Source organism: Haloarcula regularis (assembly GCF_029338315.1).
GTDB classification, from domain to species: domain Archaea; phylum Halobacteriota; class Halobacteria; order Halobacteriales; family Haloarculaceae; genus Haloarcula; species Haloarcula regularis.
Genome location: NZ_CP119794.1, coordinates 669,137 through 684,414, shown reverse-complemented (window position 1 = coordinate 684,414; position 15,278 = coordinate 669,137). Strand labels below are relative to the sequence as shown.

Below are 15,278 nucleotides of genomic sequence, written 5' to 3'. Positions count from 1 at the left end.
TTGCGGCCGGCGCCGTCCTGTCTGCCATGAGCGACGGCCCCGTCAACGTCGCGGACCTCGAGTGGACCGATTACGACCACGGCGACCGGCAGTTCCGGCGCAAGCAACTCGGCGCGGCCGCCGGGGGCGAGGAACTCGGGACGAGTCTCTATACCGTCCCCGTCGGGAAGCGACTGTGGCTCAGACACTACCACGAGGGAAACGAGGAAGCGATCTTCGTCCGCGAGGGCGACGGGACCCTGTGGCTGGGCCCCGACGCCGACGAGCATCGGCTCGCGGCCGGTGACTACGTGGCACTGCCCGCCGGCGAGGCGGGCACCCACGAGATCGAGGCGGGCGAAGACGGTCTGGAGTTCCTGATGGTCTCGACGATGAACGAGCCCGACATCACCGTCTATCCCGACCGGGAGATGGTCGGGCTGTACTCCGGTGCGGCCCCAGGCGACGACGGCGAGGAGCGGCGCCTCTCGAAGTTCGTCGACGCCACCGCGGAACTGGAGTACTGGGAGGCGTAGCGAGGTGTCGACGACCCGGGACGACGGGCGTCGGCGTCTCCGGTCTCTTCGCGGCGGTCGAGCGCCTCAGCGGGATTCCAGCTCCACCGCAACATCGTCGACGTAGTGCGTGGCGTCGCCCTCCCAGATAACGCTCGTCCCGGCGGCGACGTAGAGCGTGTCGGCGTCCAGTTGCGGGGTCGTCCACTCGAAGGCGTACTCGCGCCAGCCCTCGGACAGCCAGAGCGGTTCCCGGAGCCCACCGTAGGGAGTCTCGCCGAGTTCGGTCGTGTTGACGCCCGGATGCGGGAAGTCCTCCTCGCGCGCCGGTCGCTCGGGCCCCAGGCGGACGACGGCGTCCCGGAGCGTGTTGAACGACTCGGACTCGCTCCAGAACTGGACGGTCACGCTGGCCGTGTAGGCCTGGCCGGGCTCGACGCCGACTGGGTGGACACCCCAGGTGACACCGTCGTCGTAGTCACCCTCGTTCCAGATACGCAGCGAACGGCTCCCGGATGCGGCTTCGGCGTCCGAGACGCCCAGTTCCCACTCGAACTCCTCTAGTTCGACCTCCGGGCCGATGGCGGCCCCGCTCTCCCAGTCCCCGATACCGTCCTCGAACCCCTCCTCGAACGCTGCCCCGTCGTCTCCGCCACTGCACCCGGCCACAGTCGCGGCTATCGTCGCCGCACCAGCCCGGAGCACATCACGTCGTTTCATCGACATTATCTACCCGACGAATTGATAAATATGTGAGGGGGCGCGGTACCACACCGCGCCGGTGGCGAGCACGACGGGTCGCGTTCGTCCCCGAGCGACACGCTTATTCGCGCGAGACGACGAAATCCCACAACCGATGCGCACGGAGACGCCGGACCCCGAGGAGACCGAGGCCTTCCAGCAGGTCTGTGCGGAACTGGTCGACCGCATCCTCGCCGGCGACGTCGAACGCGACGACGTCGAATCGGCCAAGATCGACGTCTGCCGGGAGTACTCGGCGCCGAAGGTCCCCCAGAACTCCGAACTGCTCGACTACGCCCCTCAGGAGCACCGCGAAGTCCTGGAAGAGGTGCTCCAGCGAAAGCCCGTCCGCACCGCGTCGGGCGTCTCGCCCATCGCCATCATGACCTCGCCCGAGCGGTGTCCCCACGGGAAGTGTCTCTACTGCCCCGGCGGCCCCGACTCGGAGTTCTCCTCCGCGCAGTCCTACACCGGCCACGAACCGGCCGCCGCCCGCGGCGAGCAGAACGACTACGACCCGTACGGGCAGGTGACCCTGCGACTCAACCAGCTCCGGGAGATCGGCCACCCCGTCGACAAGGCCGAACTCATCGTCATGGGCGGGACGATGACCGCCCGGAGCCACGACTACCAGGAGTGGTTCGTCAAGCGGGCCCTAGAGGCGATGAACGACTTCGACGTCGACGCCGACCCCAGTCCCGCCGAGGAGGTGTCGTTCGCCCAGGACCGCGAGGAGTACGAGTGGCAGTACCTCGAGGACGTCATCGCCGAGAACGAGACGGCCGACGTCCGCAACGTGGCGACGACGTTCGAGACCAAGCCCGACTGGTGTGACCCCGAGCAGATCGACCGGATGCTCGACCTCGGCGGGACGAAGGTCGAGGTGGGCGTCCAGACGACCTTCGAGCGCATCAACCGCGAGATGCACCGCGGCCACGGCGTCCAGGCCTCCATCGACGCCAACCGCCGCCTCCGTGACTCGGCGTTCAAGGTCGGCTTCCACATGATGCCCGGCCAGCCGGGGATGTCGAAGGAGATGTGCCTGGAGGACTTCCGGCGCATCTTCGAGGACAGCGCGTGGCGGCCCGACTACCTGAAGATCTACCCGACGCTGGTCGTCCCCGGAACGGTCACCTACGACTGGTGGACGAACGACGAGTTCGAGCCGCTGGGCAACCAGGAGGCCGCCGAACTGGTCGCGGAGATCAAGGAGATGATCCCCCGCTACACGCGCCTCCAGCGCGTCCAGCGCGACATCCCCGCGGACTTCATCGAGGGCGGCGTCTGGAAGTCCAATCTCCGGCAACTCGCCTGGAAGGAGATGGAGAAACACGGCTGGACCTGCGAGTGCATCCGCTGTCGCGAGGCGGGCCACAGCGACGAGGTGGCCGAAGACGTCGAACTCGACGTCATGACCTACGAGGCCTGTGGCGGCACGGAGCACTTCGTCTCCTTCGAGGACTTCGAGCGCGACGTCCTCGTGGGCTTTTGTCGCCTGCGGTTCCCGAACGACCCCGTCCGGGCGGAACTCCAGGATGCCGCCCTCGTCCGGGAACTCCACGTCTACGGCAACGCCGTCGGCATCGGCCAGCAGGGGGCCGACGGGGACCACCAGCACAAGGGATACGGCAAGCGACTCCTCGCGGAGGCAGAGGAGATCGCCCGCGACGCCGGGTTCTCGAAGCTCGCGGTCATCTCGGGCATCGGCGTCCGCGAGTACTACCGGGAGAAACTCGACTACCAGCAAGACGGGCCGTACGTGTCGAAGCGCCTGGACTGACCATCCGGCGACGCAGCGGCTACAATCACCCAGACTTCTCGGCCAGGCCGATGGCCCCGAAGAGCACGGCGCTCGCCCCGCCCAGGACGACCAGGAGCGTGTAGGCCAGGCCGGACGCGCCGGGTGGAACCCTCGCCAGCCCGCCGAGGATCGCGACGCCGACGGCCGCGTCGCCGAGCGCGCTCAGTGTGTAGCGGGTCACCCGCCGGTCTCTCACCCGGAGCGACCGCTCCGCCGACGCGACCAGAAAGAGGCACCCGGCGATCCCCAGGCCGCCCACGAAGACCGCTCGCCCCGGCGTCGCGAGGAGGGTGCCGGGTCCAGCCAGCGCCCCAGCCGCAGCGACGCCGCCCAGACAGAGCAGTCCAGCCAGGAGGTCCAGTTGGTTCACCACGACCGTTCTTCGCTCGCTCGCGACAACTGCGTTTCGAGCGCTGCGCCGACTCAGCCGTCCGTCGAGCCCGGGCGGAGGGCCTGGAGCCCCATCGGCCCCACGACGAACGCTCGGCCTGCCGCGATTACCGGTGAGGCGTAATCGTGGGCGTGGACCGAGCTGGTCCGCCAGCGCAGGCGATCCGGTTCGAACAGGCCCCCGACTTCCCGGCGGTAGGCCCGGACGTCGCCCGACACGACGAGTACCGATTCGTCGGTCACGACGGGCGCGGCAGTCCCCTCGCTGGGGACGTGTGCCTGCCAGTTCGTCTCGCCGGTCGCCAGGTCGAGCTCGTGGACGTCGCCGGGAACGACGTAGACGACGTCGTCGGCCGCCGCGGCCGCGGCCCGGGTCCCGAGTGAGCGGCGCCAGCGCTCCTCGCCGCCGGGGTCGACGGCGACGGTCTCTCTGTGGCCGGTCTGGACCACTCCGCCGTCGTCGGCGACGACCGGGGCCGCGTACGCCGTGTCGACGGCGACGCGCCAGCGCTCCCGGCCCGAATCCGGGTCGAGTTTCACCAGCGCGTCGCGGTCGGGGACGTAGACGCCGTCCCCAGTCACCGCGGGGGCGACCTGCGTGGCGGTGAAGTCGCCGAGGTTGTACTCGTCGTAGACGAGCGGGTCGAGCGAGCGCCGCCAGCGTTCGGTGCCGTCCGGGGCCAGTTTCACACAGGCCGTCGCGCTTCGGACGTAGACGGCGCCGTCGACGACGGTGACGCCGTACGTCCGGCGCGTGCCGACGCGGTACCGGTCCCGGACACTCCCGTCGCCGAGCGAGAGGACGGCAACGAACGCCGGTGCGGGGTCCGGACCGCTCGTCGCGGGGACAATCCGCGTCGGGACGTAGAGTCGGTCGCGGGCCGGGTCGATCGCGGGGGCGCCGGACAGCTCGCCCTCCAGAGACTGGGACCACTGCTCGACTCCGTCGACGGTGACGGCGACGCCCTCACGTTCGCTCACGAAGTACGCGACGCCGTCGTGGACGGCCGGCGGCGCGTACGGCCAGCTCGCGCCGGCGAGAACGGATCCCTCACTTGATTCCGGCGCGCCGCCGGGGACCCGGTTCGGGTTCGTCGGGCCGTTGGCGAAGGAGTGCCAGTCGCCGTCGTGGAACGGCACCGTTCCGGAGTCTGGGGCGAGGGCGCTGCACCCGGACAGTGCTGCCGTGGCGGCCGCCACGCCAGCCGTCGCGAGGAACCTGCGACGCGACGTGTCGCGCCCGCTCGACTCCGACGGTACTAGCTCGGCCGGGGAAGGGCCAGGCTGGGGTGGAGGGGGATCTGCGGGGGACACGTTCCGGAATTCTAAGCGACGTGGAAAGAATCTTGTGCCGCCGCTACGGGCCGTTCGGCGGCGGACCCGCAGGGTTTTCCCGCTCAGTCCCCTCCTACCGGTATGACGCGACGGCTTCGCGACGGGGTGTGGCTGCTCGAGCTCGGCCTGATTCCCCCGTTCGCGTCGAACGCCTACCTGGTCGACGAAACGGCCGTTGGCGACGGGGACGGCGACCTCACCCTCGTCGACACGGGGCTGTGGTGGAACGAGCCGACCATCGTCGACGAGCTGGGTGCCGCCGGGTTCGCGCCCGCTGACCTCGACCGTGTGTTGATAACCCACTACGACCTCGACCACGTCGGGGGGCTGAACCGACTGGTCCCCGAGTTCGACGGGCCGGTGTACGTCGGGACCGCCGACCTGGACCTCCTCAACGGGGACGCCCACCCGGCCTGGCTCCACCACAAGGGGCTTTTCCACCGGGTCACGCGACAGCTGTTCCCCCTCCCGGACCTCGACCTCTACCCCGTCCACGACGGGGACGGAGTCGGTCGCTTCACGGCCTACACCACTCCGGGGCACAACCCCGGGCATGTCGTCTACTACCACCCGGACGTCGCCGCGGCGTTCCTGGGCGACCTGGTCTGGGAGGACGACGGAGTGCTGACGACGCCGATCCGGTTCGACTCCTACGACATGGTCGAGCTTCGGGCCAGCGTCGTCGAGCTGGCCGAGCGGATTCCGCCCTTCGAGGTGGCCGCGATGGGCCACGGCGACCCGCTCTCCGTCGGTGGGTTCGAGGCCCTCGCCGCGCTCGCGAGCGAGCACTGACACCGCTCGTTTGGGGGTGGATTTTTACTCGCAGCGCGTCTGACAGCTTACATGACCGAGCGATTGGCGGTCGTCGGCGCCGGCGCAGCGGGCGCCGCGGCGACGTACGCCCTCCGGGACGACCCCGTCGAGGTGACCGTCTTCGAGAAGAGCCGCGGCGTCTGCGGTCGGGCGGCGACCCGCCGGAAGGACGACTGCGTCTACGAGTACGGCGCCAACTACCTCAAACCGGGTGACGACCGGGTGACCGACCTCGTCACGGAAGAGTGTCCACCGACGGCCTCGTGGACATCGCGGAACCCGTGTACGCCTTCGCGGCCGACGGCGACATCACTCCCGGTCGCGACGCGGACGAACACAAGTGGACCTACGAGGCAGGCATCACCCAGCTCGCCAAGCGGCTGTTCGGCGCGACAGACGCCACGGTCGAGAACGAGGTGCGCGTCGAGGTACTCGACAGGCGCGCCGACGGCTGGCGGGTCGTCGACAGCGAGGGGACCGACCGCGGAGACTACGACGTCGTCCTCCTGACCCCGCCGGCGCCACAGACGGCCGACCTCCTGGGCCAGGCGGCGTGGGACCACGACGACTGCCGGGCGCTCAGACAGACCGTCGCGTCGGTGCCCTACCGGACCGTCGTCGCCGGCGTCCTGCACTACGACTTCACACTCGACGTCCCGTGGTACGGTGCGGTGAACGCGGACAAGGCCCACGACGTCGGCTGGGTCTCGCGCGAGGAGTGCAAGCGCGGCCACGTCCCCGACGGCGAGTCGCTGCTCGTCGTCCAGATGAACGAGTCGTGGTCGGTCGCGAACTACGACCGACGCCCCGAGACGCTGGTCGAAGCCATCGCCGAGCGGGCGGCCGCGCTGGTTGGCGACGACCGGCTGACCGACCCCGACTGGACGGACTACCAGCACTGGCGCTACTCCCAACCCGAGGGTGAGGTCGACCACGACGCGCTCGCGGGCGCTCGGGACCACGACCTGTACTTCGCGGGCGACTGGGTCGCCGGGGAGGGACGCATCCACGCGGCACTCAGGTCCGGGCTGGACGTCGCCGCGGACATTGCCGGGCGCTGAACGGAACGCCTTTGCGTCGGGGCCGTCAGCCACCGACATGGACCACAAGCGGGAACTGACGAGCGTCGACCTCGCGGCGCTCGAGACGGAACTCGGGGCCTACGAGGGCGCGAAGCTCGACAAGGCGTACCTCTATGCCGACGACGACCTCGTCAGGCTGAAGCTGCGCGACTTCGACCGCGGGCGCGTCGAGTTCGTCATCGAGCTCGGCGAGGTCAAGCGAGCCCACGTCGTCGCACCCGACCACGTCCCCGACGCCCCCGGCCGGCCGCCGGACTTCGCGATGATGCTGCGCAACCGACTGTCGGGGGCCGACCTCGTCCGCGTCGAGCAGTTCGAATTCGACCGCATCATCGAACTGGAGTTCGACCGGGCCGACGGATCGACGACTATCGTCGCGGAGCTGTTCGGCGACGGGAACGTCGCGGTGGTCGACGAGTACGGCGACGTCGTCGACTCGCTGGAGACGGTCCGCCTGAAGTCCCGCACGGTGGCGCCCGGCGCGACCTACGAGTTCCCCTCGGCGCGGTTCAACCCGCTGACCGTCGACTACGAGGGGTTCGTCGCCCGCGTCCGGGACTCCGACGCAGACCTGGTACGGACGCTCGCGACCCAGCTGAACTTCGGCGGTCTCTACGGCGAGGAGTGTGTTCCCGGGCGGACATCGAGTACAACGTCGACGTCGACGAGGTGACCGACGAGCAGTTCGAACGGCTCTACGACGTGGTCACCGACCTCTCGACCCAGCTTCGGGAGGGGAATCTCGACCCGCGGGTCTACTACGAGTCGACGGGTGAGGGCGAGGAGTCGCGCCGGCGGGTCGACGTCACGCCGGTCCCCCTCGTGGAGTACGAACACCTCCACAGCGAGTCTTTCGACTCGTTCAACGCGGCGCTGGACGACTACTTCTTCCACGTCCAGCGCGAGAGCGAGGTCGAAGGCGGCGAGGCAAAACGACCGGACTTCGAGTCCGAGATACAGAAACACGAGCACATCATCCGCCAGCAGGAACAGGCCATCGAGGACTTCGAGGCCGACGCCGAGGCCGAACGCGAGAAGGCCGAACTGCTCTATGCCCGCTACGATCTGGTCGACGAGGTGCTCTCGACCGTCCAGGCCGCCAGGGCCGACGACGTGTCCTGGGACGAGATCCGCCAGACGTTCCGGGAGGGGGCCGACCGTGGCATCGCCGCCGCCGAGGCCGTCGTCGACGTCGACGGCAGCGAGGGGACGGTCACGCTGGAGATAGACGACACCCGGGTGACCGTCGACGCGTCGACGGGCGTCGAGAAGAACGCCGACCGCCTCTACCAGGAAGCAAAGCGTATCGAGTCGAAGAAGGAGGGCGCGATGGCCGCCATCGAGGACACGCGCGAGGACCTGGCGGACGTCAAGGAGCGCCGTGACGCCTGGGAGGCCGACGACGGAGACGAGGAGGAACCCGACGACGCGGCCGACGACGAACCGACCGACTGGCTCGCGGAACCCTCGATCCCCGTCCGCCAGACCGAGCAGTGGTACGAGCAGTTCCGCTGGTTCCACACCTCGGACGGCTTCCTGGTCATCGGCGGCCGCGACGCCGACGAGAACGAGCAACTCGTCAAGAAGTATCTGGAACGCGGTGACAGGTTCTTCCACGCCCAGGCCCACGGCGGCCCGGTGACGATACTGAAAGCGACGGGCCCGAGCGAACCCTCGAAGGACGTCGACTTCCCGCAGTCCTCGCTGGAGGAGGCCGCACAGTTCGCCGTCTCGTACTCATCGGTCTGGAAGGACGGGAAGTTCGCCGGCGACGTCTACATGGTCGAGAAAGACCAGGTGTCGAAGACGCCCGAGAGCGGCGAGTACCTGGAGAAAGGCGGGTTCGCCATCCGCGGTGACCGGACCTACTTCGAGGACACCGAGGTGGGCGTGGCCGTCGGCATCACCTGCGAGGACGAGACGCGGGTCGTCGGCGGCCCGCCGACGGCCATCCGCCCGCAGGCGGCGACGAGCATCACCGTCGAACCGGGCCAGTACGCCCAGAACGACATCGCCAAGCGCCTCTACCGGGAGTTCAAGTCCCGTTTCGCCGACGAGACGTTCGTCAGGAAGGTCGCCAGCCCCGACCGCATCCAGGAGTTCCTCCCGCCCGGGGGGAGCCGGATGGTCGACGAGTGACCGGCACCGGGCCCAGTGAGCCACTCCGTAGCGTGATAGCGACACGCATCTGATACGTACGGTTATATACTTGTTGGTTGTACTAGACGAACGAAGATACTACGTGGTACCTGTGGCAGTCGGCGGACATCCGACGTTCGCCATCGTCGCCCGTAGCATCCCGATCCCACTGGAGGGTCACAATGTTCCAAGAAGCACTCAACTATCCACGCAACGGTGACAGCGCGATCAAGAACATCGCTATCGGCGGCCTCTTGCTGCTCTTTAGCTTCTTGCTCGTCCCGACGTTCCTCGTCATGGGTTATATCGTCCGGGCGCTCCGGATGGTCATGGACGGCGAGGAGGAACCGCCTGAGTTCGACGAGTGGGGCGAACTGCTCACCGACGGGCTGAAGGTGTTCGTCATCGGGTTCGTCTACGCGCTCGTCCCGGCCATCATCGCCTTCGTCGCGGTGATCGCCAGCGGCGCGTCCATCGGCCTGGGCGGCGACAGCGCGGCCGGCGGCCTCGCCGCGGGGCTCATCTTCCTCGTGGCGTCGCTGGTCCTGTTCGTCGTCTCCCTGGCGCTGGCGTACGTGCTCCCGGCCGCAGTCGTGTCGTTCGCCCGTGAGGACAGCATCGGCGCGGCGTTCTCCTACGGCGACCTGCGCCCCATGCTGTTCAGCCGGACCTACGCGACCGGCTGGCTCGTGGCGTTCGGTATCGCCATCCTGAGCGGCGTGATCATCGGCGTACTCAACGCCGTCGTCATCGGTGTCATCCTGGCCCCGTTCGTGTCGTTCTACGCGAACCTCGCCGGGACCCACGCCATCGGCGAGGCTGTCCGAGAGATGCCCGCCATGGAAGAGGGCCCCGACTCGACCGCCGGTCAGGCCGCGATCTAAGCGCGGAGCGGTCTCTCGGTCGATTTTTCGTGTTCGAGTACACGGTGTTCGGGATTGATAGGTCTGGGCCGCGCCGCGCTAGACGATGGAACTCCTCTTCGCGGCGGTCGTGACCTGGCTCGTAATCCACGAGCTCGACGCAATGTACCACCACGAGTGGCGCTTCTTCTTCGCACCGATCCCGGTCACGGACGAGACGGCGTTCCGCATCTTCACCGCGCTCCACGCTCCCGCACTCCTGGTCGTCCTCTGGGTCTTCGAGACTCCGGACTTCCAGCGGGGGTTCGACGTGTTCGTTATCGCTCACGCCGGGGCACACCTGGTCCTGCGGGACCACCCGAAGGTCGAGTTCGATACCTGGTTTTCCGCGGGCTGGATATACGGCGGCGCACTCCTCGGTGCAGCACATCTCTACACGACGCTCTGAGGGGTCCGCGAGTCCTGTTGGCAAATATTTATATTTCTGCTGAGTCAATCGCCGAGTGCCTACTGTCACACGGCGGTCCCCGCCGTCCTCCGAACGGTCACGACAGTACCTGAAACCATGTTAGAAGATGCACTCAAGTTCCCGTGGAAGGGCGAGAAGAACGTCGAGACAATCATCATCGGTGGCGTCCTGAGTCTGCTGGGCGTCTTTATCATCCCGACGCTGTTCGTCTACGGCTACCTCGTCAGGGTCATCCGGCAGGTCGGCGCGGGTGACGACGAGGTCCCCCCGGTGTTCGACGAGTGGGGCGAGTTGCTCGTCGACGGCGTCCTGGCGTTCGTCATCTCGCTCGTGTACTTCCTGGTTCCGGCCATCGTCATCTCCGTCGGCGTCCTGGCCTGGATTCTCCCGGTCGGCGTCGGCACGAGTGTCGGCGGGACCGGCGGGAACTCCGTCGCTATCCTGGGTGTGCTGCTGGCGTTCGCCACAGCCGCCGTGGGGGTGCTCACGCTGCTGGCCGCTGTCTACCTCTTCCCCGCGGCCATCGCGGCGTTCGCCCGGACGGGCTCGGTCGGGGCGGCGTTCTCGCCCTCGACGATCCGCACTATCGGCACCAGCGAAGACTACGCAGTCGCGTGGCTCATCGCCATCGTCATCGGTGTCATCGCGCAGATCGTCGCGGGTGCCGTCGCCGTCACGGTCCTCGGACTCATCTTCGTCCCGTTCATCACATTCTACGGCAACATCGCCAGTGCCTACGCGATCGGCCGGGGTATCGAAGACGCGGACCGGCCGGGTGAACAGGCGGGCGAGTCAGCGACCGGACGGCCGGCGGTCTGAATAGCAGGGCACTTCTGTCACCGCGGTCGAGAGGATCGTATGCAAGTCAAGAGTCGGGTGGCGACCACCGAGGGGCGCGAACGCGCCGAGGTGGTGCCCGAGACGCTCGACGACCTCTGGCATCTCTCCTACATCGTCGAGCCGGGCGACCTGGTTGCGGGTGACACGACCCGGCGCATCCAGCGCGACGACGACACCCTCCGGGACACGGGCGGCGAGCGCGAGCCCATGTGGCTGAAGATCGAGGTCACCGACGTCGAGTTCGCGAAGTTCGCCAACCGCCTGCGCGTCGGCGGCGAGATCGTCGACTGCTCCCGCGAGGACCAGCTGGGCTTTCACCACACGCTCAACGTTGAGGAGCACACCGAACTCGAGATAGAGAAACGCTGGAAGCCCGATCAGAACGACCGCCTGGCGGAGGCCGAGGAGGCCGCCGAGAACCCGGACGTCGCCATCGTGACCGTCGAGGAGGGCGAGGCCCACGTCCACACCGTCGCCCAGTACGGCACCGAGGAGCGCGCGAGCATCACCTCGACGACCGGCAAGGGAGAGTACGCCCGCCCCCGCAAGGAGCTGTTTGCCGAGCTCGCAGAGGTCGTCCGCCGCCAGGACGTCGACGCCTACATCCTCGCCGGCCCCGGGTTCACCAAGCAGGACGCACTGGATTACTTCCGGGAGGAGATACCGGATATCGCCGAGCAGATGACGGTGGTCGACACCGCCAGCGTCGGCGACCGTGGCGTCCACGAGGTACTCAAGCGGGGGGCTGTCGAGGACGTCCAGCAGCGGACCCGCATCGCCGAGGAGGCGGACCTCATCGACGAGCTGATGGCCCGCATCGCACAGGGGAGCGAGGCCGCCTACGGGCCCGAAGACGTCGCCAGGGCCGCCGACTTCGGCGCCATCGAGACGCTGCTCGTCTTAGACGAGCGACTCCGCCTGGAGCGGGCCGGCGAGGGCGACTGGGACGTCGACGTCGACCGCATCATCGAGACGACCGAACAGAAGGGCGGGTCGGTGACCGTCTTCTCCGCCGAGTTCGCCCCGGGCCAGCAGCTGTCCAACCTGGGCGGCATCGCGGCACTCCTCCGGTACCGACTCGACTGAACTGGCGTCGCCGGTCGCCCGCGGCGCGTTCTCGCTCGCCGGGAACTATCCAAACCGGTAATTACCGGCGGTCCCAAAGTCGGCCAACCACGGTGCGGGCCGGGGGTTGCACACAATGTCATTCGAAGACCAGCGTGATTTCGCGAGCCAGGTCGCCGATCTCAACAAGTACGGCCAGGCACTCAACCAGTGTTCGACCGTCGAGGAAGTCGTCTCGCTGACGCTGGAGGCGATGTCCGTGCTGTTCAAGTTCTCACACTCGACGTTCGTCGAGGTCCGGGGCGGCGACCCGCGGGTGGTCCACAGCACGAACCCCAACCTGGCCCCGGGCGACCCGCCGTCCGACATCGCGATGCGGGCCTTCGAAACCGGGAGCGTCGCCACCGAGACGGGGGCCGGGGCCGGCGTCGGCGACGACTCGGAGGTGACCGCGGCGCTTGCCGTCCCGGCCCTGATGGGCGACGACGTGACCGCCATTCTCGAGACGCGCTCGACGTCCGTCGAGTCGTTCGGAGACGAACACAGCAGGCCGATGACCATCCTCGCCTCGCACGCGGCAACGGCCATCAGCAACATCCGCTCGCGCGAGCGACTGGAACGGGCCCGGCGTGACCTCGAGACCCGGAAGGAACTCATCGAGATGTACGATCGCCTGCTTCGCCACGACCTCGGCAACGACCTCCAGGTCATCGCCGGGTTCGCCGACGCCGTCGCCGCCGACGTCGACGGACAGACGGCCGACCACGCCGAGAAGATACAGCGGGCCGCCGAGAGCGCCGCCGACCTCATCGAGCGTGTGGGAGACCTCGTCTCGTCGCTCGAATCGCAGGACGAACCCCAGCCGCGTGATCTGCAGGCGATTCTGTCGGAGGTCGTGGCCGACGTCGAGGCGTCCTACCCGTCGCTCACCGTCGAGTTCGACCCCGGTGAGGCCGACTACCGGGTGTTCGGTGGCGACCTGCTCGACTCGGTGTTCCGGAACGTCGTCTCGAACGCCGCTGTTCACAACGAGGGCGCGGTGACTGTCGAGCTGCGCGTCGAGAGCACTCAGGACCAGGTGGCCGTCACCGTCGCCGACGACGGGGCGGGTGTCGACGAGGCAGTCCGGGACGAGCTCTTCCAGATGGGACGCAAGGGGCCCGACAGTGCCGGCAGCGGGTTCGGCCTCGGATTCGTCCGGGCGCTGACAGAGTCCTACGGCGGGAGCGTCAGTGTCGGCGACAGCGCGGCCGGCGGCGCGGCCTTCCATATCACGCTCGACCGGGTGTGAGCGCTCAGTCGGCGTCGGAAAGCGATATCGTCAGGCCGTCCTCGGCGAAGCGGACGTCGCCGTCGTAGTGGCGCCCGAGCGACGCCAGCATCTCGTCGTGTCGCCCCTCGGTGTGTGGATAGAGGTGCGTCAGATAGATGCGCCCGAGGTCAGCGTCCGCGTCTGCGAGCGTCTCGCCCAGCGCGGACGGCGTCGGGTGGTTCGAGACGTCGACGTCGTCGGGGAACGAACAGTCGTGGACGAGGACGGCCGTCCCGTCCGCGAACGCGACGAGATCGGTGAACGCCTCGGAGTCGCCGCTGAGGGTCACGGTCGGGCCACCGCCGGCCGGTTCGACGCGGTAGGCGAAACACTGCATCGAGTGGCGCGTCTCGGTGGCTTCGAGGGCGAACCCGGGGAGATCGAACGCGCCGGCCTCGACGTCGCGTAGCGTCAGGTCGAGACGGCCCTGCATGTACTCGTGGACCGAGAGGAGGTCACGGACCAGCTGCCCGGTGCCCGGCGGACCGACGACGGTGAGGTCCGTCTCGCCGGCCAGCCAGCGGGCTTTCAGCAGGACGTCCAGGTCCGAGACGTGGTCGAGGTGGTGGTGGCTCAGGAGGACGGTGTCGACGCCCTCGTACCCGACGTCGGTCCGGGCCAGCGTCGAGAGGACGCCGCTCCCGCAGTCGACGAGGAGCGATCGCTCGCCGGATTCGACGAGGTAACCGGTCTGTGCGCGCGTCCCGGTCGGCATGGCACTGCCGGTGCCGAGGAACGTGAGTCGCATAGCGGGAGAGAACGACCGGACGGGAATAGGCGTTTGTATCGGTGGAGGGTGACACTGGGACGCCAGGGACCAGCGTAGGGGCGCCAGCGGAGTGGGGGAAGGGGCCGTTCCGGAGAGAACGGCGATGGCTCGGGCAGGTGTGGCCATCGTCGGGGAGCGGGGAACCAGGGCGGCGGTTCCCGACCCCGTCGACGGCGCAGATAGACGTAGGGAGGGGAGTATCAAAAGCCCACCTTACGGTAAAAACTCCGTTTGAGCGACCGTCAGCGGTCGTACGCCCAGACGGCGGCCACGACGGCGACGACCAGCAGGCCGCCGAGGAAGAAGACCAGGCCCGGCGGGACGTCGAATCCGCCGGCGGCGCCGGACACCTCTGCGAGTTCGGTGGCGACGTCCGTGGGGGTCGTCGCCGGTTCGGATACCGGGGCCTCCGTCGGGGTCACCGTCGGTTCCTCCGTGGGGACCGGCGTCTCGGTCGCCTCGGCGATGCTGACCCCACCGTCGTCGCCACTCGGGGTCTGTGTCTCGGTCGCCTCGGCGATGCTCACCCCGCCGCCGTCACCGCCGGCCGTCGCCGTCGGTTCGGCCGTCGGCTCTGCGGTCGTCGAGAGCGTGGGGTCCGCGCCGGCGTCGCCGCCTCCGCTCGCGGCCTCGCCCCCGTCGCCGCTCGCGGACTGCCCGACGAAGGGGACGCCCTCGGTGATGACCTGCACGGCGACGCTCGCGGCGGTGAGGATGCCGACGACGGGGACGAGTCGCCTCGCGAGCGCGCGCAGCGACCGCTTTCGCTCGCGGGTCCCGACGAACAGCACCAACGGGTCGTCGGGCGGCTGGTACACCTTCATCTCCTGGCCCTTCTCGGAGTAGCGGGTGCCGGCGACGGCGATGAGTTCCTCCTCTTCGAGTTTCTCGAGGTGGTAGGAGACTTTCTGGATAGACATCCCGAGCCGGTCGGCCAGTTCGGAGGGCGTTCCCGGATCGTCGTATACCGCGTTGAGTATCTCGCGGGCCGTCTCGGAGGAGAGCGCGTCGATGACGGCGGAGACGTCCTCGTCGACGCCGACGATCTCGAGTTCGCCGTCCTGGGAGGTGCTCGCCTCGGGACCGCGCGAGGGTAGCAGGGACATATATCGGAATCAGTGACCCCCAGCGGTATATATCTCGTGGAGACTGTGATGGAAATTTC

Annotated in this window: 13 protein-coding genes and 2 pseudogenes; 10 read left to right on the top strand and 5 right to left on the bottom strand. The window is 68.4% G+C overall.

Features of this window, described 5'->3' with window-relative positions:
* Nucleotides 1-26: 26 nt before the first annotated feature.
* The gene (locus P1N55_RS03630) at nucleotides 27-515 is read left to right on the top strand and encodes a cupin domain-containing protein (RefSeq protein ID WP_276277629.1); all 489 of its coding nucleotides are present in this window, start codon (nucleotides 27-29) and stop codon (nucleotides 513-515) included.
* Nucleotides 516-581: 66 nt separating this feature from the next.
* Here the strand turns inward: P1N55_RS03630 and P1N55_RS03625 are convergent, their stop codons facing one another.
* Nucleotides 582-1,214, bottom strand: a complete 633-nt coding sequence (locus tag P1N55_RS03625) for a hypothetical protein (RefSeq protein ID WP_276277628.1) — start codon at nucleotides 1,212-1,214, stop codon at nucleotides 582-584.
* Nucleotides 1,215-1,350: 136 nt separating this feature from the next.
* Here P1N55_RS03625 and P1N55_RS03620 point away from each other — a divergent pair, with 136 nt between their 5' ends.
* A complete protein-coding gene (locus P1N55_RS03620) occupies nucleotides 1,351-3,015 on the top strand; it encodes a tRNA uridine(34) 5-carboxymethylaminomethyl modification radical SAM/GNAT enzyme Elp3 (protein WP_276277627.1) in 1,665 nt (554 codons plus the stop codon).
* A 25-nt stretch (nucleotides 3,016-3,040) separates the two neighbouring features.
* On the opposite strand, the gene P1N55_RS03615 is transcribed toward P1N55_RS03620, so the two are convergent.
* Both P1N55_RS03615 and P1N55_RS03610 read right to left on the bottom strand, forming a co-directional pair.
* A complete protein-coding gene (locus tag P1N55_RS03615; protein WP_276277626.1) occupies nucleotides 3,041-3,409 on the bottom strand; it encodes a hypothetical protein in 369 nt (122 codons plus the stop codon).
* A gap of 50 nt (nucleotides 3,410-3,459) precedes the next feature.
* Complete coding sequence (locus tag P1N55_RS03610) at nucleotides 3,460-4,626, bottom strand: outer membrane protein assembly factor BamB family protein (protein WP_276277625.1); 1,167 nt, start codon at nucleotides 4,624-4,626, stop codon at nucleotides 3,460-3,462.
* A 216-nt stretch (nucleotides 4,627-4,842) separates the two neighbouring features.
* On the opposite strand from P1N55_RS03610, the gene P1N55_RS03605 reads away from it, so the two are divergent.
* The 8 genes and pseudogenes from P1N55_RS03605 (at nucleotide 4,843) to P1N55_RS03570 (ending at nucleotide 13,323) form a co-directional block, all read left to right on the top strand.
* A complete protein-coding gene (locus P1N55_RS03605; RefSeq protein WP_276277624.1) occupies nucleotides 4,843-5,553 on the top strand; it encodes an MBL fold metallo-hydrolase in 711 nt (236 codons plus the stop codon).
* A gap of 51 nt (nucleotides 5,554-5,604) precedes the next feature.
* Nucleotides 5,605-6,635 (top strand): annotated as a pseudogene (locus tag P1N55_RS03600) (NAD(P)/FAD-dependent oxidoreductase).
* 37 nt (nucleotides 6,636-6,672) lie between these two features.
* Nucleotides 6,673-8,795: pseudogene (gene rqcH / locus P1N55_RS03595) on the top strand (ribosome rescue protein RqcH).
* 182 nt (nucleotides 8,796-8,977) lie between these two features.
* On the top strand, nucleotides 8,978-9,679 hold the full coding sequence (locus tag P1N55_RS03590; protein WP_276277623.1) for a DUF4013 domain-containing protein: 702 nt from the start codon (nucleotides 8,978-8,980) through the stop codon (nucleotides 9,677-9,679).
* Nucleotides 9,680-9,764: 85 nt separating this feature from the next.
* Nucleotides 9,765-10,106: a DUF6713 family protein gene (locus P1N55_RS03585; RefSeq protein ID WP_276277622.1), complete on the top strand. Its 342-nt coding sequence runs from the start codon at nucleotides 9,765-9,767 to the stop codon at nucleotides 10,104-10,106.
* Between the two features lie 117 nt (nucleotides 10,107-10,223).
* Entirely contained in the window at nucleotides 10,224-10,946 is a 723-nt protein-coding gene (locus tag P1N55_RS03580) for a DUF4013 domain-containing protein (RefSeq protein WP_276277621.1), read from the top strand.
* Between the two features lie 39 nt (nucleotides 10,947-10,985).
* The gene (locus P1N55_RS03575) at nucleotides 10,986-12,053 is read left to right on the top strand and encodes an mRNA surveillance protein pelota (protein WP_276277620.1); all 1,068 of its coding nucleotides are present in this window, start codon (nucleotides 10,986-10,988) and stop codon (nucleotides 12,051-12,053) included.
* 115 nt (nucleotides 12,054-12,168) lie between these two features.
* Nucleotides 12,169-13,323 carry a sensor histidine kinase gene (locus P1N55_RS03570; RefSeq protein WP_276277619.1) on the top strand — a complete coding sequence of 385 codons (1,155 nt, stop codon included), beginning with the start codon at nucleotides 12,169-12,171 and terminating at the stop codon, nucleotides 13,321-13,323.
* 4 nt (nucleotides 13,324-13,327) lie between these two features.
* On the opposite strand, the gene P1N55_RS03565 is transcribed toward P1N55_RS03570, so the two are convergent.
* Both P1N55_RS03565 and P1N55_RS03560 read right to left on the bottom strand, forming a co-directional pair.
* Nucleotides 13,328-14,092, bottom strand: a complete 765-nt coding sequence (locus P1N55_RS03565) for an MBL fold metallo-hydrolase (RefSeq protein WP_276277618.1) — start codon at nucleotides 14,090-14,092, stop codon at nucleotides 13,328-13,330.
* A 263-nt stretch (nucleotides 14,093-14,355) separates the two neighbouring features.
* The gene (locus tag P1N55_RS03560; protein WP_276277617.1) at nucleotides 14,356-15,219 is read right to left on the bottom strand and encodes an ArsR/SmtB family transcription factor; all 864 of its coding nucleotides are present in this window, start codon (nucleotides 15,217-15,219) and stop codon (nucleotides 14,356-14,358) included.
* Between the last annotated feature and the right edge of the window lie 59 nt (nucleotides 15,220-15,278).